This window comes from Lichenifustis flavocetrariae (assembly GCF_026130545.1).
GTDB classification, from domain to species: Bacteria; Pseudomonadota; Alphaproteobacteria; order Rhizobiales; family Beijerinckiaceae; genus Lichenihabitans; species Lichenihabitans flavocetrariae.
On sequence record NZ_JAMOIM010000001.1, the window covers coordinates 225,996 to 248,693 of the forward strand.

A 22,698-nucleotide genomic window follows, 5' to 3' on the forward strand; every position below is an offset into this window, starting at 1 on the left:
CATGGCGCGTAAACCCGCGGTGCAGCTTCCCGATGATCCGCTCTGGTACAAGGACGCCGTCATCTATCAGCTGCATGTGAAGTCGTTTTTCGATGCCGACAACGACGGCATCGGCGATTTTGGCGGCCTCAACGCCAAGCTTGATTACGTGGCAAGCCTGGGTGTGAACACGATCTGGCTGCTGCCGTTCTATCCGTCCCCCCGCAAGGACGATGGCTATGACATCGCCGGCTATCGCGAAGTCAGCCCGGATTACGGGACGCTGGCTGAATTCAAGGAATTTGTGCGCGCGGCGCATAATCGCGGCATCCGGGTGATTACCGAACTCGTGATCAATCACACGTCGGACCAGCATCCCTGGTTCCAGAAGGCCCGCGCGGCCAAGCCTGGGTCGCCGGCGCGCGACTTCTATGTGTGGTCGGACACCGATCAGAAATTCCCTGAAACCCGCATCATTTTCCTCGATACGGAGAAGTCGAACTGGACCTGGGACCCCGTCGCCGGCCAGTATTTCTGGCATCGGTTTTACTCGCACCAGCCGGATCTCAACTTCGACAACCCGCGGGTGCTGAAGGAAGTGCTGAGCGTCATGCGCTTCTGGCTGGATATGGGGGTCGACGGGCTTAGGCTCGATGCCATTCCCTATCTGATCGAGCGGGAGGGGACCAACAACGAGAACCTGCCCGAAACCCACGTCGTGCTGAAGCAGATCCGCGCGGCCCTGGACGCCTCCTACAAGAACCGCATGCTGCTCGCCGAAGCCAATCAATGGCCGGAGGACACGCAGCTTTACTTCGGTGACGGAGACGAATGCCACATGGCGTTCCACTTCCCGCTGATGCCACGCATGTATATGGCGATCGCCAAGGAAGACCGATTTCCGATCACCGACATCATGCGTCAGACTCCGGAGATCCCGGAAAACGCCCAGTGGGCCATATTCCTGCGCAACCACGACGAGCTGACGCTCGAAATGGTGACTGACGAAGAGCGCGACTATCTGTGGAACACCTACGCGGCCGACCGTCGAGCGCGCATCAATCTCGGCATCCGACGACGCCTCGCGCCGCTGCTGCAGCGTGACCGCCGCCGCATCGAGCTGATGAACGGCCTGCTGCTCTCCATGCCCGGTACGCCCGTGATCTATTACGGCGACGAGATCGGCATGGGGGACAATATCCATCTAGGTGACCGCGATGGCGTTCGCACGCCCATGCAATGGTCGCAGGACCGGAATGGCGGCTTTTCCCGCGCCGACCCTGCCAGCATGGTGCTGCCCCCCATCATGGACCCGCTCTACGGGTTTGAAGCCGTCAACGTCGAAGCGCAGGAGCGCGATCCGCATTCCTTGCTGAATTGGATGCGGCGCATGCTGCTGTTGCGGCGTAACCACCAGGCTTTCGGCCGTGGCACGCAGCGCTTCCTTTATCCCGGCAACCGGCGCGTGCTGGCCTATCTTCGCGAATATGAAGGGGAGACGATCCTGTGCGTGGCGAATTTGTCGCGCACGCCGCAGGCCGTCGAGCTCGACCTTGCCGATTTCGAGGGCCGCGTGCCGGTCGAATTGTCAGGTCCCTCGGCATTCCCGCCGATCGGGAAACTCACCTATCTCCTGACGCTGCCGCCGTATGGTTTCTACTGGCTGGGTCTGATGGCCGGCGAGAAGGCGCCGCCATGGCATCGCGCCGCCGGCGAGCAACTGCCGGAGTTTCAGACGCTGGTGGTTCGCGAGAGCCTGAAGGAGCTCTTGGGCGAACGCCACACCGCCACGATTCTGGGCGATCTCCTGCCGGACTACCTCCCTCGCCGGCGCTGGTTCGCGGCCAAGAACGAGAAGATCCTCGCGGCGCGGCTCGCCTATGCGGTGCCGCTGACGTCGGTGCAGGAAGTCCTGATCATTGAGGTCGAGGTCGAAACCAAGGCTCGCACCGACCGTTATCTCATGCCGGCCGCCATTGCCTGGGAGCAGCCGGGGATTTCGTCCTTCGCCATGCAGGTGGCGCTGGCGCGTGTCCGCCGCGGCCGGCAGGTCGGCTACCTGACCGACGGGTTTGCGCTCGAAGATCTCCCACGCGTGATCATGCAGGGGCTGAAGAACAGGGGCCACCTGAAGATCCCGGATGGCGAAATCCTCTGTCTCGGAACGGACGCGATCGATGCGCTCGAAGGGGTCGAGGACGCCAAGATCCGCTGGCTGACCACCGAGCAGTCGAACTCCTCGGTGATCGTCGGCAATCTCGCCATGGTCAAGCTGATCCGGCGGATCGTGCCCGGGATCCATCCGGAAGCCGAGATGACCCGGTATCTCACGAGCGTCGGCTATGCCAATACGGCCGCCTTGCTGGGCGAAGTCGTCCGGGTCTCCGCGGACGGCACGCCGCACACGCTGTCGATCGTGCAGTCGGTCATTTCCAATCAGGGCGATGCCTGGACCTGGGTTCTGGACGGCTTGAAGCGGGCTGTCGAGGATGCGGCCTTGACCGACCTGACCGATGCGGCGGACTTCCAATCCATCAAGGTGTTTATCGGGACGGTGGGGCAGCGGCTTGGAGAGCTTCACAAGGCGCTTGCGACGCCCACCGACGACCCTGACTTTCAGCCCGTCGAAGCGGATGCCGCGACCATCGAGAATTGGCAGACGAGCGTCCGTGCCCAGGTGGAAGGTGCCCTCGATGCGCTTGCGTCCCAGCGCGAGATCGTCGACCCGAACGACCGCCCGCTGGCGGATGCCGTTGTGGGCAAGCGTCAAGCCATCTTGGATGTGATCGACCGGTTGGCCGAGGCCGGCCTCGGCACCCTGCTGACCCGCGTCCATGGTGATTTTCATCTCGGACAAATTCTGGTCTCTCAGGGCGACGCCTTCATCATCGACTTCGAAGGTGAACCGGCGCGTAGCCTCGACGAGCGCCGGGCCAAGGGGACGCCACTGCGCGATGTGGCGGGCCTGCTTCGCTCAATCGACTACGCGGTCGCTTCGGCACGCCGGCCGGAGGAGGACGCGAGTCCGCAGCCGGTGCGCGAACGCCGCCGCGGTCTCCTCGACGATTTCCGTCAACAAGCGACCGAAGCGTTCTTGGAGACCTATCGCGACGCCTCTGGCATCGATCCGATGGCATCGACCGGGAAGGGACGCGGCTCTCTTCTCGATCTCATGCTTCTCGAAAAGGCCGCCTACGAGATCAGCTATGAGGTCGCGAACCGGCCGAAGTGGATCTCCATTCCGCTGCGCGGCTTCAACACCTTGGTGGATCGCCTGACCGGCCGAGAGGGACGTTCGTGATGGGCGCGCAGGAGACACAGGGGGGCGGCGCGGACGCCATTCAGGCGCTCGTCGAAGGCCGCCACGGCGACCCGTTCGCGATTCTGGGCGCTCATGTGATCGGCGGCACGCGTGTGATACGGGCCTATGCGCCCGGCGCGCGCGGGGTTGATGTCGTGGCACGCGAGGATGGCTCGCCGCTTGGCACTCTTGAAATGATCCATGCGGCCGGTCTGTTCGCCGGCCCCGTGCAGGGGAGCGGACCTTACAGGCTCCGAATCCACTGGCCGGATGCCGTGCAGGAGATGGAAGACCCGTATAGTTTTGGTCTTCTGCTCGGCGAACTCGATCTTCATCTGATCGCCCAAGGCACGCATTATCGGCTTGGCCATTGCCTCGGCGCCCAGCCCATGACGGTGGAAGGCGTCCCCGGCGTACGCTTTGCCGTCTGGGCTCCCAATGCCCGGCGCGTGTCGGTGGTCGGCGATTTCTGCGCCTGGGATGGACGCCGCTACCCGATGCGCCTGCGCCAGGCTGCGGGTGTCTGGGAATTGTTTCTGCCGCGCCTTGGTCCGGGCACCCGCTACAAGTTCGAGATCATCGGACCGCACGGCGACGTCCTACCCCAGAAGGCCGACCCTGTGGCGCGGGCCGCCGAAGCGGCGCCCGGCACGGCTTCGATCGTGGCTCGTGCCGACCCTCACGAATGGACCGATGCGGCATGGATGGCAGAGCGTCCACATCGGCAAGGACTTGAGGCGCCGATCAGCGTGTACGAGGTCCATGCCGGTTCGTGGCTTCGCTTCGCGGAGGACGGCAACCGCAGCCTCACCTGGCGGGAAATGGCCGAGCGCCTCGTCCCCTATGTGCAGGAACTCGGCTTCACCCATATCGAGTTCCTGCCGATCATGGAGCATCCGTTCGGCGGCTCCTGGGGGTATCAGCCCCTCGGGCTCTTCGCGCCGACGGGACGCTACGGCCCACCGGAGGATTTCGCTTATTTCGTGGATCGCTGCCACGCATCCGGGATCGGCGTGATCGTCGATTGGGTTCCGGCCCATTTTCCGACCGATGTCTGGGGCCTCGCCCGATTCGATGGGACGGCGCTCTACGAGCACCAGGATCCGCGCGAGGGCTTCCACCAGGATTGGAACACCCTCATCTACAATCTCGGCAGACAGGAGGTGAAGGGCTTCATTCTGGCCAGCGCCCTCGAATGGCTGGACCGCTACCACGTCGACGCGCTGCGGGTCGATGCCGTCGCCTCGATGCTCTACCGCGACTACAGCCGCAAGGCTGGCGAGTGGGTGCCCAACATTTACGGTGGGCGTGAAAACCTCGAATCCGTCGAGTTCTTCAAGCACCTGAACAGCATCGTGTCGGCCCGCCAGGATGGCGCCATCACCATAGCCGAAGAATCGACCGCCTGGCCGGGTGTCACCCGGCCCGTCGAGGACGGCGGCCTGGGGTTCCACTTCAAGTGGAACATGGGATGGATGCACGACACGCTGCAATATATGGAAAAGGATCCGATCTACCGCCAATACGACCATCACTTGATGTCGTTCGGGATGGTCTATGCTTATTCCGAGCATTTCGTGCTGCCGCTCAGCCATGACGAGGTCGTGCACGGCAAGGGGTCCTTGATCAACAAGATGCCCGGCGACAACTGGCAGAAGTTTGCCAATCTCCGAGCCTATTTCGCATGGATGTGGATGTTCCCGGGCAAGAAGCTCCTGTTCATGGGATGTGAAATCGCTCAGTGGGCGGAGTGGAACAACGATGCGTCGCTTGATTGGAACCTGCTCGATCATCCCGCCCATAAGGGAATGCAGACCCTGATCGGAGATCTCAATCGGCTCTATGTCGGCGAGGCGGCCCTGCACGCGACCGACTCGAACCCGGACGGCTTCCGCTGGGCGGTGGTCGACGATGCGCAGAACTCCGTCTACGCCTTCGTCCGCCAGACTCCGGACGAGACCACGCACCTGCTCGTCGTCAGCAATATGACGCCGCAGCCGCGGCGAGATTACCGGATCGGCGTGCCCAAGTCCGGTTACTGGCTGGAGGCGCTCAATTCCGACGCCGGCCTCTACGGGGGCAGCAATCTTGGCAACGGCGGCGGGGTTGCGACGGAAGCCATTCCGGCGCACGGCCACGATCAATCGCTCAAGCTCGTTCTTCCGCCACTCGCGACGATCGTCCTGCGCGCGCCATAGGCAGCTGCCCAGCCGCCTGGAGCAGTTTACGACGATGGCCGCAGCCGATTGGGTCGGCCATCGTCGAGAGGCAGTTCCGGGCGGGGACGGGCTGAACACGTGGGGAGGCCAGAGCGATGAGTGCTGGCGACTACAGTCAGACCGCAGGCGCTCCTGGTTTCTCGATCGATTCCATCCGCGGTCGGCAAGTCGCGAGGACGATACTGCGAAGCCAGCAATGGGCGGGATCGGAGTCGGCGCGTGGATGCCACATCTGAGACACAGTGATCGGCTCCGTGCGCACCGGCAGATCGAAACTTTGCATCGGTTTTCCGGCTTTCCCACCCCGTCGAGTCTGTTCTGCCAGAACGAAGGATTTGGTCACCAGTCCAACCAGGTTCGACGCCGACGCAACCGCCATAGCGGCCGGGAAACCGGGGACGACGACGACAATCCGGCGCCGCAGGCCGATCGCCATGAGGGCATCGTCGACAGGTCCGTGTGTCCGGCCGCGGCGAGAGGCGACCACATGACCGCAAGCCGCATATCGGGCCGCCGTCATTTCGCCCTTGAGCAAGGGATGTCCCCGACACACCACCCCGACGAAATGATCGCGGAACAAGGACTGGATCTTCACTTCCGGTCCCGTCTCACCAAGCACGCCGATATCGAGGTCAACCAGACCCTCGCGTAGCAGCCGCACGTCCTTGTCGGGTTTGGGCGCGAAACGGAGTTGCACACCCGGCGCAGCCTTTGTCACGGTTCCAACAAGTCGGGCCGCATGGGCCTCGACGAAGCCCTCGTTGGCCCGGATGGTGAAGACACGTTCGAGAGTGGCAAGGTCAATCGCCCTCGTGGCGGGTTGCAGCACCGCTTTTACCTCGCCTGCAAGTCCGTGGACGCGCTCGCGCAATGCGACGGCATGCGGGGTCGGCACCAAGCCCCGGCCGGCACGGACCAGAAGTGGGTCGCCTGTCGTGTCCCGAAGGCGTGACAAGGTGCGGCTCATGGCCGAAGTGCTGAGGCCGAGAACCCGCGCGGCTCCCGCCACACTGCCTTGGGTCAGCATGACATCGAGCGCCGTCAGCAAGTTCAAGTCGGGATCGATCATTGTGGAATAGCCTATGCTCACTCGATCCAATCCTGGCATGGCGTTTCGCGCAGGTCATTGTTGTGGGAGTTGCGCCTTCCGCCCCGTCGACATGCGCGTAGTTTGTCTCGATCCCCATGTGCAGAGAGAGACCGATGGCGCTCCACGTCGAGCCAGAGCAACGAACGGTGTCTCGGCCGTGCCTGAACGAAGACGCGAAAGAGGACGGGTTACCCGTACCGCGCCGTCACTATGCGACCCTCGCCATCCTGGCGACGCTGGTGCTGGTCGTGCTCGATGGCGCCGTTGCGAATGTGGCGCTGCCGACGATTGCCGCCTCGCTGCATGTGTCACCCGCTTCGTCGGTCTGGGTCGTGACGGGCTACCAGCTGGCTCTGGTCATGGCCCTGCTTCCTTGCGCCGCTTTGGGAGAAAGTCTGGGGCTTCGTCGTGTCTTCGTGGGCGGGGTCATCGTCTTCACTGGCGCCTCGCTGCTCTGTAGCTTGTCGCCTTCGCTGCCGTGGTTGATCGCGGCGCGCTTTATTCAGGGCCTCGGCGGTGCGGCCGTGATGGCGCTTGGGATCTCCTTGATGCGCTTCACCTACCCGAAGCGGCTGCTTGGTGCGGTGATCGGCTGGAACGCGACCGCGATTGCCTTGTCGGCGGCTGTCGGGCCGACCATCGGCGCATCAATCCTGGTTCTCGCGAACTGGCCGTGGTTGTTCGCCATCAACCTCCCGGTGGGCGCCATCGCACTCGCCGCCGCCTCGGCCTTGCCGGAGCCGCCCGGCACCGGACGAAGCCTTGACCTCACAAGCGTGGCCCTCAATGCCATAACGTTCGCATCCCTGGTCCTGAGTGTGGATCTTGCAACCGAAAGACCACAGCTTGCGGCCGTGCTGCTCGTCGTGTCCGTCTCGAGTCTGGTCGCCTTGGTGCGCCGCGAAATGCTCCGCCATGCACCGCTCATCCCGCTTGATCTGCTGCGGAACCCTTCGTTCAGACTCTCGGTGGTCGCGTCCATCTGCTGCTTCGCCGGTCAGATGGCGAGCTACGTCGCCTTGCCGTTTTATCTGCAACACAGCCTTGGTCAGGACGCCTTGCGCACGGGGCTCTACATGACGCCCTGGCCTCTCATGGTGGCCGTCGCGGGTCCGATCTCGGGACGTTTGGCCGATCGGATGTCGAACGGATTTCTGTGTGCAGCAGGCGGCGTCGTCCTCGCCTTGGGGCTCGCGCTTTCGGCCCTGTGGCCGGTCCATGACAATCTCCTGCCCCTCGTGCTCTTCTTCGTGCTGAGCGGACTCGGCTTCGGATTCTTCCAGACGCCCAACAACCGGAACATGCTGCTCTCCGCCCCGCGTGAGCGTAGCGGTGCTGCGGGCGGCTTGCAGGGCACGGCCCGCCTCCTGGGTCAGACGATCGGCGGCGTGATCATGACCTTGCTGTTCTCACAGACCTCCGCGGACGTTGCTCCTCGGATCGGCCTCGCGGTCGGTGCCGTCCTGGCTCTCGCGGGTGGGCTCGTCAGCGCGCTACGGATCGCCAAAGCACCGCAAGAAAGAAGGGTTTAGGACGCTTGCATCAACGGTGATAGCCCGCTCCCCGGCCGGGGCGCTTTGCGGAGACTGAAGATGTGCCGCATAATGCCCGCGAGCGGGCCCAAACTTCAGGTCCCAAGCCTTGGTCTTCGAGCACCAACTCACTCGCGCCGACAAATCGGTTACGCGGACAAATAGGCCACCACGTCGGCCACCGGCACGACATCCGCATATTTCAGATGCATGTCGTAAAGGTTGGCATAATGCGGGCTCTCGTGAACGTCGGACACGCATTCTTCGGGCACGATCGTCCGGTAGCCCCGCGATAGGCTGTCGACCACGGTCGCGCGCACGCAGCCGGATGTCGAGCCGCCTGTGACGATGACGGTGTCGACCCTGTGGAAGGTGAGGAGCGAGCCGAGCATCGTGTCATGGAAGGCCGAGGCCATCCGCTTGTTGATGATCACATCACGGGCACGGTCGATGTTGAGACGGTCATCCAACATCGCCCGCCGCGATCCGTGACGGATGTTTTGCAGCGAATCCTCGGTATTGGTCCGGGTGCCCCAGATGCCGCAATCCTCACCCGAAGGCAGATAGGCCACATAGGTCCACACGACGGGCCAGTTCCGAGCGCGCGCTAGATCGGAGATGCGGCTGATGTGCTCCATCTGGCGCGGGTCGGTCTCATAGGCGGTCACGAATTCGTCGGGCCGTGTGTAGGCGTTCTGAGGATCGACGTTGACGATCGCTGCCTTCGCACCGAAGCCGAAGCGCGGCGTATCGCGGGACCGCAACTCCCGATACATCTCGCGCGCAGTCATGTCGGAGCGGATCATGTGACGAGCCCTCCAGCGGATCTGCCGCTCAGCGCAGCTTCGATCGGCTTCCTTTGCTTGGCTATAGGTGCATAAGTCTGTTGCATCTCTTGCAAAAACTTTGGTCTCGTGTGGTCCGACGTTCCATGTAACGTTCCACGCGGAAACGCCAAAAGATCAGAAGGGCCTACTTCTTTGGAGATAGGCCGATGCGGACGTATCTTCCCCTGAATGCGCTGCGGGCTTTCGAATCCGCCGCACGGCATTTGAGTTTTACGCGCGCGGCCGAGGAACTGTGCGTGACCCCGACGGCGATCAGCCATCAGGTTCGTTCGCTGGAGGAGTTTCTGGAAACGGCGCTGTTCGACCGAAAGAACGGCCGGCTGAAGCTCACTCCCGCCGCCGCCGTCGCGTTGAACGAACTCTCCGAAGGCTTCAACAAGCTCGAATCCGCGATCTCGCCGCTCAACCGGCGGGGCGGCCCACAGCGGATCATCGTGGCCGCTTCCCCATCCGTTGCGTCCCTCTGGCTGCTCCCGAAGCTCCGGCGCTTTTTCGAAGCGGCGCCGGGCATCGACGTGAGTCTCTCCACGGTTGTGACAGAGGGCGACTTCGACGAGGGCGGCTTCGACGTGTCGATCTGCAGCACCGAGGATCATCCGAACCGCAAGGTCGACTACCTGATGGACGAGGAGATCGTGCCGGTCTGCTCGCCCGACCTTCTGCCGGCGAAGCGCGCGACGGCCCTGCAGGAACTGCCCTTGATCCACGACGACAAGCCGCATGAACGCTTCCCGACGTGGCAGCGCTATTTCGAGGAGATGCGAGTGCCGGTGCGCGACCCCTCGGGCGGGCTTCGCTTCAACCAGTCGAGCTTGGCGATCGAGGCGGCCGTCAAAGGCCACGGTATGCTGCTTGGACGCAGCCGGCTCATCAGCTCGGCACTGGCCGAACGCCGCCTCTTGCCCGTGACCGAGCAAGCCTATCCAGTGCGCGGTCACTATTACACCGTGCGTCAACCGGGCGCGGCCGCGAAGCCGGTGAAAACCTTCATCGACTGGTTGGCCGGCGAAGTCGCGAACGAAGACTCGGCCATGACGCGGCAGTGACGCGCCACAATCTGCCGCGATAGGGTCAATCCGCCAGCGCATGGGCATCTTCGTCCGACCACGTCAATGCCGCCGCCTGACCGGGCTCGACCGGGGCGGCGAAGAAGGTGCGGTCCGATATAAGGGCCGCGGCTTCCAGACCGTTGTCGCCGATGAGGCCGACGCGCACCAGGGCCCCGAGATATTCGACCGAACTCACATGGCCGGTGAGGCGGGCCTGGTCGGCGGACGAGCCGATGCGGCAGCGGTCCGCCCGCACCGCGATGGACCCGTTTCCGCCCGGCACGACATTGTGGCCTCCGATGAACCGCGCCACGAAGGCGGTGTTGGGTTTCTCGAAAATGTCCCGCGCGGGGGCGGCCTGCCGGATGTGACCGGCTTCCATCACCACGACGAGATCGGCCAGTGCCATGGCTTCGTCCTGGCTATGCGTCACATGCACGAAGCTGATCTGCAGTTCGCGCTGCAGGCGCTTCAGTTCGCCGCGCATGCGCTCCCGTAGGAAAGGGTCGAGCGCCGAAAGAGGCTCATCGAGGAGAAGGACACGCGGCCGTGTGATGAGCGCGCGTGCAAGCGCCACGCGTTGCTGCTGACCGCCGGACAGCAAAGCGGGCGGGCGTTCGGCATACTGTCCCATCTGCACGAGATCGAGAAACTCGCGCGCCCGCGCCCGCCGCTCGTCCTTCGGGACGCCCCGGACTTTCAGGCTGTAGGCGACATTGTCGAGCGCCGACATATGGGGAAACAGCGCATAGTTCTGAAACATCATGGAGGTGCCGCGGGCGATCGGCGGGTTATCCGTGACGTTGCGATCGCCGATCAGGATATCGCCCGCGCTGACCGGCTCATGCCCGGCGATCATCCGCAATGTGGTTGATTTCCCGCAACCGCTCGGCCCCAGCAGGCAGCAGTAGCTGGCTTTCGGGATACGCAGCGAGATCGTGTCGACCGCGATCGTGCCGGCGTAGCTTTTGCTGACCGCCACGAGTTCGACGTCGTAGGGGGCGTCCTTGTAACCCGCGGGCGGCACGGGCGTCCCGCTGACGCCGGGATCGGAATGCGCGTTCATGACCGGCTCCTCTGATGGCAGGCTGACGGCGCGCGTGGAGACACCAAGGCATCAGCCATGGGCCGACCGCTCCGCTGACAACCGCCCGCCGGCGCGGCGCCGCACGATCAAACCAATGGTGAGCATCGCCAGGGTCAGGACCGTGAAGGACACGACCGTCGTGACCGTACCGAGCGCGAACAGAACCGGCGAGGTGGCGGCGGTCGTCAGCGCCCAGATCTCCAGCGGCAAGGTGTTCTGGTTGCCGACCGTCAGCGACGATCGGGCAAACTCGTCGTAGGACAGGGTGAAACCGAACAGCGCCACGCCGATGATGCCGGGCAGGATGATCGGGAAGATGATGTCGCGGAAGCGCTGCCAACTGTTGGCGCCGAGGTCCGTCGCGGCTTCCTCGTAGCGACGATCGAACCGCCCGATGGTCGCGAAGGTGATCATCAGGCCGAACGGCAGGGTCCAGGTGAGTTGTGCGCCGAGGCCGGACGTGAAGAGACCCGTGCGCCAGCCGAGTTCCTTGAAGCCGAGCGCGATGCCGAAGCTGACGAAGAGGCTCGGCATGACGAGGCTGGCGACCGCCGTGTAGAAGAGGAGGGCCGCCCCCGGAAACCGCCGCCGGAAGCCCATGCCGGCCGAGACGCAGATCACCGCCGTCAGGGCTGCGGCCAGCAGCGCGAGCCCCAGCGAGCGCTGGAATGCGCTCGGTATGTCACCGACCCGGCCCGTCGCCTGCAACAGCCCCTGGAACCAGGTCGTCGAGGTACCGACCATGGGGAAACTCATGCCGCCGTTCGGTCCCTGGAACGACAGGACGAAGATCACGATCATCGGCCCATACAGGAAGGCCAGGAACAGGAGGAAGAAAAAGCCGAGCACGTAGAAGGAGCGGGATCGTGGCTGGCCGCCCTCGGTCATCATTCCGCCAACTCCTTCCGCACATCGACGATGCTGAAGATGCCGATCACCAGGGCCAGCACGATCACCAGCAGCACGACCGAACTCGCCGCGGCCGGTGGATATTCGAACGCATTCAGCTGGGTCGCGATGCCGGACACCACCCCGGCGCTCTTGCCGCCGCTGAGGACCCGGACGATGTAATAATCGCCCATGACCTGGGTCAGGACCAGCACCGAGCCGAGCGCCATCCCGGTCTTGGAGAGCGGCAAGATGATGTCGCGGACGATCATCCATTCGTTCGCGCCGGCATCCCGCGCGGCGGCAATCAGGCTGCGGTCGATCTTGCTCATCGAATTGACGATCGGCGCCACCATCATCAACGTGAAGATGTGCACATAGGCGAGGATGACGGCGAAATCCGAGAAGAGCAGGAAGTCGAGCGGCTGATTGACGAGATGCGTCGCCATGACCGCATCGTTGAGGATGCCGTTCCGGCCCAGGAAGGGGATCCAGGAGATCATCCGGATCACGTTCGAGGTGAAGAAAGGGATCGTGCAGGCGAGCATGAGGATGATGCGCCAGCGCAGCGTGCGGACGTGGAAGGTGAGGTAGTAGGCCACGAAGAAGCCGAGAACGAGCGTGATCGCCTCGACGATCGCCGCATATTCGAGCGTCTTGAGATAGAGCCGCCCCGTGACCGCGGAGGTGAAGATCTCGGCATAATTGTCGAGCAGGAAGGCCGGATAGATCTGCACCCGCTCGTAGTCGAAGAAACTCACGACCACCACGAAGATGAGCGGCATCACGAACATGAACAGCAACACGAGCGCGAGCGGCCCGACCTGCAGCCAGGAGACGAGCCAGTTTGGCCACGGCCGGGCTGGCTTTCGCGACGCCGCCTTCGTGCTCGGCGCGCTTCGCAGGAGGGGCGCCGCCAGGCTCATGCAGAGATGAACTCGTTCCAGCGCTTGGTCAGGTAGCGCTGCTCGTCCATCAGGCAGTTCCACACGGCCACATTTCCCATGCGGTCCCAGAGGGCACCGCCGTCGCGCTTGTTGCCGGCCTTTTCCATCATCTTCCCGAACGGGTCCTTGATGTCCTGCGCGGCCGGTTTTCCCTCGTACCAATAATCCCATTCATAGGGTTCGAGCATCGCCTTCGCGGTTTCGGGCACCGTGCTGTAATAGCCCTGGCGCGCGATGAAGGCGCCCTGCCAGCCCGAATTGTACCAGTTGAGATAGTCCATCGCGGCATCGAGCTTGAGGCCCGACAGGTGCTTCATTGGCACCAGCGTCACGCCCCAGCCGCGATACCCTTCCTTCAGCGGCACGAATTCGCACGCGATGCCCCGCGTCCTCACTTCGGTCACGGCGGGGGACCACATGGACTGGATGACGACCTCACCCGAGGCCATCAGGCTCACGCTTTGGTCGAAGTTCTGCCAGAACGAGCGGAATTGGCCACTCTTCTTGAGTTCGATCAGGGCCGCGATCGTCTTGTCGATCTCGGCCTTCGTCATGTTGCCCTTGTCGGCATATTTCATCTGCCCGGCGGCCTCTAACGCCATGGCGGCATCGAGAATGCCGATATCGGCCTCGTCGACGAGCGACGCCTTGCCCTTGAATTGCGGGTTGATGAGTTCCGCCCAGCTGTCGATCTTGTGCCCGACGAGGTCGGGGCGGATGCCAAGCGTGTCGGCGTTATAGAGGGTGGGGATGCTGGCCAGCCATTCGGTCGGCGTCGCGGATAGTTTCGTGCCATCCTTGTCGGCATAATACTGGAACTTGATCGGCGCGCCGCCCTGCACCGAAGCCTTCTTGCCGTCCGGGTATTCGCCCTTGGTGAAGATCGGAACCGTCTTGTCCCACCACTTGTATTTCGAGGTCGGCACCGGCATCCCGATGCCTTGCTTGATCAGGTCCGGCACCACGTTGATCGAAAGGTCCGAAATGTCGATAGACTCGGGCTGGGTGAAGGTGCGGTTCAACTGGGTTGCGTAATCGACAGCCTGCATGTCGATCTTAAAGCCAAGATCCTTGCTGGCTTGCGCCGCGATTTGCGGGATCACCGAAAAGGACTGGCCCACATGGGCGAGCGTGATGTCCTTGATGTTCTGCGCCCAGATCGTCGGAAAACCGGTGATCGCGCCCGATCCCACCGCAAGTCCGGCTGCCGCCGCCCCGCCTTTGAGAAGCGCCCGGCGGGACGGTCCGGACTCTTGATCCACGGATATGTCGGCCATCGAGTTCCCCTTCGGTGCAGCTTCCAAGGGGATGATCCCATCCGTGTTCCGTCGGTCCTACTGACGAAAACTCATTGGCGGGTGAGAAAAGCTTTCGTCGAAAAGGAAGGCAGGTGGCGCGCAATGAGGCAGTGGCGACCTCAAGCCTTTTGGAGGAACCAAGTCGGAAGCGGCCCGCAATGCATTAACCTAATGCGCACGCGGGAGACAGACGCAGATCCAATTTTACCGAAGCTACACGCGTCGCAGCCACGGTGGTTGAATGTGCGGTGGGGCTTATAAAAATGAAGAATATCTCGATTCTCGGTAAGTTCCTGAGTGTCATCACGTTGTTTGCGTTGTTCTGCGTCGGTGCGACGCTGTTCTCGACGAGCAAGATGCGGGTGATCGATGACACCTATAGCGATCTGAGCGATCATCAGGGTGCCGCCGGTATTTCCATGGCGCGAGCCAATCGAGCCCTCTGGGCCATGCGGTCCAGCATGGCCGACCTGTTGATCGCCAGGAAAGATGACGAGGATCGTGCCGCCCAGGCGACCCTGTCTGCGAACCGCGCCGAATTCATCAATCTCATGGATCAAAGCGCTGTCTTGTTGCCTGAACATGCAACCAGATTCGCAGCGCTCAAGCAGAACGTCATCCAGGCTCTCGAAAAAGCCTGCGCCGAAACGGTCGAGCTTGGGAAGGCAACAGACACCGAAGGCGTCCTGAAGGCCCAGAGCGTCTACAGTAAGGATTGCGCTCCGGCGCTCATGGCCATGGCGGCCGACCTGCGAGCAACCGTTGATGATCTGCTGAAAGAGACGAAGGTTATCAACGATGCTACGTCAGATGTCACGAACGCCACCATCTATACGACATGGGCGCTGATCATGAGCGGCATGGTGCTGCTTGCTCTGACGGGCTTCTTTGTCGTGCGGACATGGATTTCAAAACCGCTGACGACTTTGGCCGGATCCATGTCGGCCATCGCGGGCGGTGACTACAAGGTTGAGATCCTCGATGCCGACCGAAAGGACGAGATCGGTACGATTGCCCGTGTGGCCCAGGTGTTCAAGACGACGGGTCTCGAAAAGATCGCGCTTGAAGCGCAGGCTGCCCGACAGCGACAGGAAGCCGAGGAGGCTCGTGTGAGGGACGAGCAGGCCCGAAAGAGCGTGGCCGAACAGCAGGCGCAGGTCGTCGACTCCCTGGCGTCCGGCCTTGAGAATCTCGCCCGCGGCAACCTGATGTTCCGCATCGATCACACCTTTGCACCCGAGTACGAAAAACTGCGGGCCGACTTCAACGGTGCCATCGGTCAGTTGCAGGACACCATCTCGGTCATTTCGGCATCGACCTCGGCGATCCGGTCGGGCACGGCCGAGATCTCGACCGCCTCGGACGACCTGTCCCGCCGCACGGAACAGCAGGCTGCGAGTCTCGAGGAAACAGCGGCGGCGCTCGATGAAATCACCGCCACGGTGAAGAAGACCTCCGAAGGCTCTCGGCACGCCCAGAAGGTCGTCGGCAGCGCCAAATCCGATGCTGAACATTCGGGTCTCGTGGTCAGTCAGGCGGTCGAGGCCATGAGCGCCATCGAGCAATCGGCGCATCAGATCAGCCAGATCATCGGCGTGATCGACGAGATCGCCTTCCAGACCAACCTGCTGGCGCTGAACGCGGGCGTCGAGGCGGCGCGGGCGGGTGAAGCGGGCCGTGGCTTCGCGGTCGTGGCTTCGGAGGTGCGGGCCCTGGCGCAGCGATCGGCAGAGGCCGCCAAGGAAATCAAGGCGCTGATCTCGACCTCGAGCCAACAGGTCGGCGCGGGCGTCGATCTCGTCAACGAAACCGGCGACGCGCTGAAGCGCATCGTCACCCAGGTGGCCGAGATCAACGAAGTCGTCTCCAATATCGCAACCAGCACGCAGGAACAGGCGACGGCCTTGCAGGAGGTCAACACGGCCATCAACCAGATGGACCAGGTGACGCAACAGAATGCCGCCATGGTCGAGGAATCGACGGCGGCCAGCAAGAACCTGGCGACGGAAACCCAGGAGCTTGCGCGCCTGATCGGACAGTTCCAGGTCGACGCGAGCCATCGCCCGACCACCGCGCGGCCTCAGGCGAAGCCGGCCCGCAAGACGGTCACGGCCTTGAAGACGACCGGCTCCGGCGGGGCAGCCCGCAAGCCTGAGGCCGCGGCGCAAAGCTGGGAAGAGTTCTGATCCTATCGCAGCCCGGTACCCCGACGGTCGGCAGACATGCCGATCGATCGGGGTACTGCCGCGTTTTTCAAACCCGCTTCGGCATCGTCTGCCGAGTTTATTGACATCGGTTCGGCACCAATCGGCCTCCAAGGCGTCTATCCTCCAACCCCGAGGATGACCGATGCCCCGCTACTTCTTCAACCTTTGCAAGGACGGCCGACCCCCTGACCTCGCCGGGGCCGAATTGCAGGATCTCGCACACGCCCGCCGGGAGGCATCCCGGCAGATGGCCGAAGAGATGAAGGCCCAGACGGATCAGTTTCTGCAAGACGAGGAATGGCGGATCGAGATCTCGGATGAGACGGGTCTGATCCTGTTCACCGTGTTCGGCACAGCGGTCGAGTCGGCCGCAGGCCGGGGGTAGACATGAATTCAGCGCTGGTGGCCGTTACTCTGTCACACCAGAGCCCTGCCGGCTCTTCATCAGTGGCTGGATGTGTTCCCCAAATTGCTCCATGCCGATGATGAAATCATCGAAGGTGAGCATCACGCCTTTCAGGCCGGGCAGGGTGGCGATCTCGTCGAGCATGCGGGCGATGCTGGCGTAGGAGCCGATCAGCTTGAAGATGCCGGTCGGCTGCGGGTCTTGGATGACGCTCATGAGGTTCGAGGCGGTCGATCCCTCCTGGGCTTTGCTGTCGGCGCCGGCCTGCGTGGCCTGCCATTGGAGTGCTTCAAGGTCGGTGCCGGCCTTGTAGTGGTCCCATTTTGCGAAGGCCGCCTCATCTGTTTCATCGGCGATGATCATGAGTAGCAGCAGGGCGCCGACGTCGCGCCCGGTCGCGGCCACGGCGGCCCCGACGCGATCGAGGACGGCGCGGGGTGCTTGCGGCGCGTTCAGACCGGGCGCACCGACGAAATTGTAATCACCATATTCGGCGACGAAGCGCATGCCACGGTCGCTCTGGCCGGCCCCGACGATGGGAATGTGCCCGGAAGGCTGCGGGCTCAACAGGCAATCGTCCATCTGGAAGAAATCGCCCTTCAGGTCGGAGCGGCCTTTCGTCCACAACTCCTGCATGATCTGCACATATTCGGACACATAATCGTAGCGGCGGGCGAAATGCGCGTCGCCCGGCCAGAGTCCCATCTGCTGATATTCCTTCGGCTGCCATCCGGTGACGATATTCACCCCGAATCGGCCGGGCGCGATGGAGTCGATCGTGACCGCCATCCGGGCCACGAGGGGCGGCGGCATGGTGAGCACGGCCACGGAGGCGAAGAGCTGGATGCGGCGCGTCACCGCCGCGATCCCGGCCATCAGGGTAAAGGATTCCAGGTTGTGGACCCAATATTCGCTTGGCCCGGTATAGCCGCGTAGCTTGATCATGGAGAGCGCGAAATCGAGACCATAATGCTCGGCCCGCTGCACCACGGTGCGGTTGAGATCGAAGCTCGGCATGGTTTTGGGCGAGGTCGTGGAGATCAGCCAGCCCCGGCTGCCGATCGGGATGAAGACACCGATTTTCAAGAATTGACGCTCCTGGGCTCCCGAGGGGATGCCGGTTCCGCTGCATCCAGGGTGGCCCCCGTCGTGGCGCATGTCACGCGTTCGCACGCGCCATGGCGCCAGCGAGCCACCTTGATGGCCTATGCTCGCAAGTCCATTCCGGTGTCGCCTAATGACCTTTTCTCATCCGTCTTGAAGAAATCATGCATGGCGCGGCCCGTCGGATCGGCCCTAGCGTCGCCTCAGCGCAGCAAAGGGTGCTGCAAGCCGGGCCATCCTCCGTGACGGGGCGTCCGGCATAGAGGCGGGACCGGCATGGTGGCGAAGGTGGCTTTCATCGGAACGGGCGGCACCATGTCGTCGGTCGGCCGGGGGCCTCTCGATCTGCTGGATTACAGCATCAACAAAACCATGCTGCATGCCGAGGAAATCCTCGACGCCTTTCCCGAGGTTCGGGAGGTGGCGGAGATCGTCCCGGTGCGGTTCAAGGCCGTGCCCACCACGGCCCTTGGTTTCCCCGAATGGAAGGAGCTGGCGCTCATCTGCGACAGGCTCGTGGCCGAGCACCCGGATCTTGCCGGCATCGTCATCGGCCATGGCACGGCGACGCTGGAGGAGACGGCCTATATCCTGAGCCTCACGCTCAAGGTCTCCATCCCGGTCGTGATTGTGGGATCGCAGCGGCCGCTCAGCGGTTTGTCGACGGACGCCGCCCTCAACCTCGTCAATGCGGTGCGGACCGCGGCGAGCCCGGCGTCGCGGGGCAGGGGGGTGCTGGTGCTCCTCAACGACGAGATCCAGGCGGCGCGCGAGGTGACGAAGACCTCGACGTTCCGGATGCAGACGTTCCGGACGCCGGATTTCGGCATTCTCGGCTATGTCGACGGGGATCTCGTCCGCTATTACCGCTCCACCGAGCGGCGGCATGCACCGGACACGGAATTCGACCTCCGCCCGCTCGAAGCCCTGCCGCGTGTCGATATCGTCTATTCCTACGCGGGCGGCGACGGCACGGCGATCCGCGCCTATGTGGCGGCTGGCGCACGGGGGTTGGTCTCGGCCGGTTTCGCGCCCGGGATGACGACACCTGACGAGGGTGTGGCACTGGCCGAGGCCGTGAAGGCCGGCGTCACGGTGCTGCAATCGACCCGCGCGGGCAGCGGCGTCACCCTCGATGGGCACAAGCTGCGCGACATGGGAATCATCCCGGCCGACAACCTCAACCCCCAAAAGGCGCGCCTTCTTCTCGCCTTGGCCCTGACGGTGACGCGTGACCCGGTGGAGATCCGCCGCATCGTCGACACCTATTGAGCGCGGCTCACATGACGCAGCCAAACCTCCTGTCGGCGTCCGAGGCGGTGGCGCGGATGCGGGCGGGGCAACTGTCTGTCGAAGACCTGGCGCTTTCCTGCTTCGCGCGCATCGACGCGCGGGACGCGGTCGTCAAAGGCTGGGTGGCGCTCGACCGCGATCGGGTGCTTGTGCAAGCCCGTGAGCTCGATCGTCTCGGTCCCCGCGGCCCGCTTCACGGTCTTCCCATTGCGGTCAAGGACGTCATCCAGACGCAGGATCTGCCGACCCGACACAACTCGCCGCTCTACCAGGACAGCTTTCCGGCCATCGATGCCGGCTGCGTGAGAACCCTACGCGCCGCCGGAGCGTTGATCTTCGGCAAGACCGACACGACCGAATTCGCCGCCACCGTCCGGGGCGGCCGGTCCCGCAATCCGCATGATTCCGCCCGGACGCCCGGCGGTTCATCGAGCGGCTCGGCAGCCGTGGTGGCCGACTGCCAGGTGCCGATCGGGCTCGGCACGCAGACCGGCGGGTCGACGATCCGCCCTGCCTCCTTCTGCGGCGTCTACGCGCTGAAGGCGACCTGGGGCGCCATCAATCGCGAGGGCCTCAAGATGCTGTCGCCGACCCTCGACACGCTTGGACTCTACGCGCGCTCGGTGGCCGACCTCGACCTCCTGGCCGACGTGTTCGACCTCGAGGATCGCGTGTCGCCCAAAGCTGTCGCACTCGCAGGGGCTCGGGTCGCCGCCTGCCGGTCTCCCGTCTGGCCCAAGGCGGAAGCGGCGACACGCGCCGCCTTCGACACCGGCATCGCGCTGTTGCGGCGTGCCGGCGCGGACGTCGTCGACCTCGATCTGCCGCCACTCTTCGACACATTGCCGGATCATCACACCGCGGTCATGCATGGCGAGGCCAGAGCGACATTCCTGAGCGAGGACCGGTTCGACCACGCACGTCTGCACGACGATTTCAGGGCCATGGTGGAGAACCGCAGGAGGATCTCGAAGGCCGCTTTGCTTGAAGCCTATGATGTCGCGGCGCAAGGCCGCATGGCATTCGATGCCATCGCGGCGGATTTCGACGCCGTCTTGACACCGAGCGCCGTCGGTGAGGCTCCCGTGGGCGAGGGCACGGGGGACGCCTCCTTCAATTCGATGTGGACCCTGCTGCATGTTCCGGTGGTCAACCTGCCCGGCTTCGTGGGTCCTGCCGGGATGCCTGTTGGCCTGTCCCTCGTTGCGGGCCGCTACAGAGACCGTCATCTGCTCGGCATGGCAAAGATCATCGGACCGCTCTTCGAGGCGCAGGGAGCAACGCATGCGCGTTGAATTGCTGCGCCGCTCGACCGGGATGGCCTGAGCGACCATGACGATGTCGTCGAAGGTCGATCACGCCGCGCAGCCGGAGGTTTCCCTGCCAGCGCTGCGCTCCGGCCGCCGTCCGCTCGTTCCGCTGATCGTCGCGGCGGCCTTCTTGATGGAATCGATCGATTCCACGGTTTTGAACACCTCGATCCCGACGATCGCGACCGACCTGCGGGTCATGCCGCTCACGCTTCACATGGCCATCACGGTCTACACGCTCAGCTTGGCGGTCTTCATCCCGATGAGCGGCTGGCTGGCCGACCGTGTCGGGGCTAAGCGTCTGTTCTGCGGGGCGCTCGGCCTGTTCATGCTCGGCTCGGCGCTCTGTGGCGCGTCGCAGAATCTCGAAGGCTTGCTGGCCGCGCGCGCCCTGCAAGGGTTCGGCGGTGCCATGACGACTCCGGTCGGGCGGCTCATCCTGCTGCGATCCTTCGACAAGCGCGATCTGGCCTGGGCCATGAGTTTCATGGTGACCCCGGTGCTGATCGGCCCGTTTCTTGGTCCGCTGCTGGGCGGGCTGATTACGACCTACGCGTCCTGGCGGTGGATTTTCTATCTCAATCTGCCTGTCGGCGCGGCTGCGATCGCCGCGACCCTCGCGTTCATTGCCCCGGACCCCGAGATTCCACGCCGCCGTTTCGACCTCAAAGGGTTCCTTCTGGTCGCCCTGGCGTTCGCCTGTCTGCAACTCAGCATCGAGAACACGACCGCGCCCTTCCTGCCGGGCTTTATGCGCCTGATCGTCGCCTTGCTAATCCCCGGCGCGGCGCTGCTCTATGTCTACGGCGCACGAAACACCGCGCATCCGGCGCTTGATCTCACGCTTCTGCGGTCCCGTACGTTCCGGATCGGGGTGCTTGCTGGAAGCCTCTGCCGCGTCGGCTTGAACGGTCAGCCGTTCCTGCTGCCCCTCTTGTTTCAGCTCTGCTACGGCCTGTCGGCGCTGCAATCCGGGTCGATCACCTTCACGGCCGCCATCGGGTCGCTGATCACCCGGCCGCTCATGGTACCGCTTCTCAGGCGGTTCGGGTTTCGGCGCCTGATGCTGGTGACCCCGATCCTGGGTGCGATCGTGATCGCGGGCTGCGCGGGCTTTACGAGCACGACGCCGCGCCCCCTGCTCATGGCTTATCTCGTGCTGTCCAGCCTTGTGTCATCGGTGCAGTTCAACGCCCAGAACATGTTGATCTACGCCGAACTGCCTCCCGACCGGCTGAGTGCCAGCGTCAGTATCGCGGCCGTGGCGCAACAGATTTCCATGGGGCTCGGGATTTCGCTCGCGGCGACCTTCCTGGCCGTCGTCGGCAATCCGGCGACCGGCCCGGTCCAACGTGATTTCACCCTGGTGTTCCTGCTGATGGCCGTGATCCCGCTGCTGTCGCTTCCCCAGTTCCTGCGCCTGCGCTCGGAGGACGGTGCCGAAGTGAGCGGTTGGCGTGCGGATCGAAAGGCAAAACCGTCAGACGCCATTCCCCGTTTCTGGCCCGGCCGAGATCGTCGCCGGGATCCGGCCTGAAACTTGCAGCATCACCCTTTTGCGGACAGCGCCTGGAAGGAACCCGCTATGTCGCTTCAAGACATCACCAAAACGGAGCCGGGTCTGCGTGGCTCAGGTCCCACCCGCGAGGCATTCCGGGACGCCATGGCGAGACTCGGGGGCGCCGTGAATGTCGTCACCACCAGCGGTCCGGCCGGTCAGGCGGGCTTTACCGCCTCGGCGGTCTGTAGCGTTTCCGACAGCCCGCCAACGCTGCTCGTGTGCCTCAACCGCAGCGCGTCGGTCTATGACACGTTCAAGGCCAATGGCATCCTCTGCGTCAACACGCTGGCCTTCGGGCAGGAGGGGATTGCGAGCCTGTTCGGCGGCAAGACGCCGATGGCCGATCGCTTCGCCTCGGCCAAGTGGACCACGCTCACCACTGATGCGCCGGTGCTCGACGGCGCCCTGGCGTCATTCGATTGCCAGGTCGCCGAGATCGTCGAGAGCGGCACGCATGATGTTCTGTTCTGCTCGGTCCTGGCGGTTCGTTCGGCAACGGCCGGCCACGGGCTCATCTATTTCGACCGGCGGTTCCATGCCGTCGCCGACCAAAGCTGATTGTCGCATGGCATGTCGCTT

At 63.8% G+C, this 22,698-nt stretch carries 17 protein-coding genes; 10 read left to right on the forward strand and 7 right to left on the reverse strand.

The window, feature by feature from the left end; translation table 11 throughout:
- Window position 1: 1 nt before the first annotated feature.
- Complete coding sequence (gene treS, locus M8523_RS01050) at window positions 2-3,280, forward strand: maltose alpha-D-glucosyltransferase (protein WP_282582964.1); 3,279 nt, start codon at window positions 2-4, stop codon at window positions 3,278-3,280.
- The gene (gene glgB / locus M8523_RS01055; protein ID WP_282582965.1) at window positions 3,280-5,478 is read left to right on the forward strand and encodes a 1,4-alpha-glucan branching protein GlgB; all 2,199 of its coding nucleotides are present in this window, start codon (window positions 3,280-3,282) and stop codon (window positions 5,476-5,478) included. Before treS ends, glgB begins: the two co-directional genes overlap by 1 nt.
- Window positions 5,479-5,614: 136 nt before the next feature.
- Here glgB and M8523_RS01060 read toward each other — a convergent pair whose 3' ends face one another.
- The gene (locus M8523_RS01060) at window positions 5,615-6,568 is read right to left on the reverse strand and encodes a LysR family transcriptional regulator (RefSeq protein WP_282583405.1); all 954 of its coding nucleotides are present in this window, start codon (window positions 6,566-6,568) and stop codon (window positions 5,615-5,617) included.
- A gap of 134 nt (window positions 6,569-6,702) precedes the next feature.
- Between M8523_RS01060 and M8523_RS01065 the strand changes: the two genes are divergently transcribed.
- Window positions 6,703-8,121 carry an MFS transporter gene (locus M8523_RS01065; RefSeq protein WP_282582966.1) on the forward strand — a complete coding sequence of 473 codons (1,419 nt, stop codon included), beginning with the start codon at window positions 6,703-6,705 and terminating at the stop codon, window positions 8,119-8,121.
- Between the two features lie 149 nt (window positions 8,122-8,270).
- Here the strand turns inward: M8523_RS01065 and M8523_RS01070 are convergent, their stop codons facing one another.
- The gene (locus M8523_RS01070) at window positions 8,271-8,927 is read right to left on the reverse strand and encodes an isochorismatase family protein (protein ID WP_282582967.1); all 657 of its coding nucleotides are present in this window, start codon (window positions 8,925-8,927) and stop codon (window positions 8,271-8,273) included.
- 188 nt (window positions 8,928-9,115) lie between these two features.
- Between M8523_RS01070 and M8523_RS01075 the strand changes: the two genes are divergently transcribed.
- Window positions 9,116-10,015, forward strand: a complete 900-nt coding sequence (locus tag M8523_RS01075; RefSeq protein ID WP_282582968.1) for a LysR substrate-binding domain-containing protein — start codon at window positions 9,116-9,118, stop codon at window positions 10,013-10,015.
- A 25-nt stretch (window positions 10,016-10,040) separates the two neighbouring features.
- On the opposite strand, the gene M8523_RS01080 is transcribed toward M8523_RS01075, so the two are convergent.
- From M8523_RS01080 to M8523_RS01095, 4 genes are read right to left on the reverse strand one after another with little or no spacing between them, the layout of a single operon-like run.
- Window positions 10,041-11,084, reverse strand: coding sequence for an ABC transporter ATP-binding protein (locus tag M8523_RS01080; protein WP_282582969.1), 1,044 nt, complete (start codon window positions 11,082-11,084; stop codon window positions 10,041-10,043).
- A gap of 51 nt (window positions 11,085-11,135) precedes the next feature.
- On the reverse strand, window positions 11,136-11,993 hold the full coding sequence (locus M8523_RS01085; RefSeq protein ID WP_282583406.1) for an ABC transporter permease: 858 nt from the start codon (window positions 11,991-11,993) through the stop codon (window positions 11,136-11,138).
- Window positions 11,993-12,919 carry an ABC transporter permease gene (locus M8523_RS01090; protein ID WP_282582970.1) on the reverse strand — a complete coding sequence of 309 codons (927 nt, stop codon included), beginning with the start codon at window positions 12,917-12,919 and terminating at the stop codon, window positions 11,993-11,995. The genes M8523_RS01085 and M8523_RS01090 overlap by 1 nt, the downstream gene beginning before the upstream one ends.
- Window positions 12,916-14,217 carry an ABC transporter substrate-binding protein gene (locus M8523_RS01095; protein ID WP_282582971.1) on the reverse strand — a complete coding sequence of 434 codons (1,302 nt, stop codon included), beginning with the start codon at window positions 14,215-14,217 and terminating at the stop codon, window positions 12,916-12,918. The genes M8523_RS01090 and M8523_RS01095 overlap by 4 nt, the downstream gene beginning before the upstream one ends.
- Before the next feature lie 284 nt (window positions 14,218-14,501).
- Between M8523_RS01095 and M8523_RS01100 the strand changes: the two genes are divergently transcribed.
- Both M8523_RS01100 and M8523_RS01105 read left to right on the forward strand, forming a co-directional pair.
- Window positions 14,502-16,424, forward strand: coding sequence for a HAMP domain-containing methyl-accepting chemotaxis protein (locus M8523_RS01100; protein ID WP_282582972.1), 1,923 nt, complete (start codon window positions 14,502-14,504; stop codon window positions 16,422-16,424).
- A 163-nt stretch (window positions 16,425-16,587) separates the two neighbouring features.
- Entirely contained in the window at window positions 16,588-16,830 is a 243-nt protein-coding gene (locus M8523_RS01105; RefSeq protein ID WP_282582973.1) for a DUF6894 family protein, read from the forward strand.
- Window positions 16,831-16,854: 24 nt separating this feature from the next.
- Here M8523_RS01105 and rutA read toward each other — a convergent pair whose 3' ends face one another.
- The gene (rutA, locus tag M8523_RS01110; protein WP_282582974.1) at window positions 16,855-17,937 is read right to left on the reverse strand and encodes a pyrimidine utilization protein A; all 1,083 of its coding nucleotides are present in this window, start codon (window positions 17,935-17,937) and stop codon (window positions 16,855-16,857) included.
- A gap of 294 nt (window positions 17,938-18,231) precedes the next feature.
- Between rutA and M8523_RS01115 the strand changes: the two genes are divergently transcribed.
- Genes M8523_RS01115 through M8523_RS01130 form a run of 4 tightly spaced genes read left to right on the forward strand, consistent with a single transcriptional unit; the run spans window position 18,232 to window position 22,677 of the window.
- Entirely contained in the window at window positions 18,232-19,227 is a 996-nt protein-coding gene (locus tag M8523_RS01115) for an asparaginase (RefSeq protein WP_282582975.1), read from the forward strand.
- 11 nt (window positions 19,228-19,238) lie between these two features.
- Window positions 19,239-20,543 (forward strand): amidase, encoded by a 1,305-nt coding sequence (locus M8523_RS01120; RefSeq protein WP_282582976.1) that lies wholly within the window; start codon window positions 19,239-19,241, stop codon window positions 20,541-20,543.
- Between the two features lie 37 nt (window positions 20,544-20,580).
- Window positions 20,581-22,095 (forward strand): DHA2 family efflux MFS transporter permease subunit, encoded by a 1,515-nt coding sequence (locus tag M8523_RS01125; protein ID WP_282582977.1) that lies wholly within the window; start codon window positions 20,581-20,583, stop codon window positions 22,093-22,095.
- 48 nt (window positions 22,096-22,143) lie between these two features.
- Entirely contained in the window at window positions 22,144-22,677 is a 534-nt protein-coding gene (locus M8523_RS01130) for a flavin reductase (protein WP_282582978.1), read from the forward strand.
- Window positions 22,678-22,698: the final 21 nt, after the last annotated feature.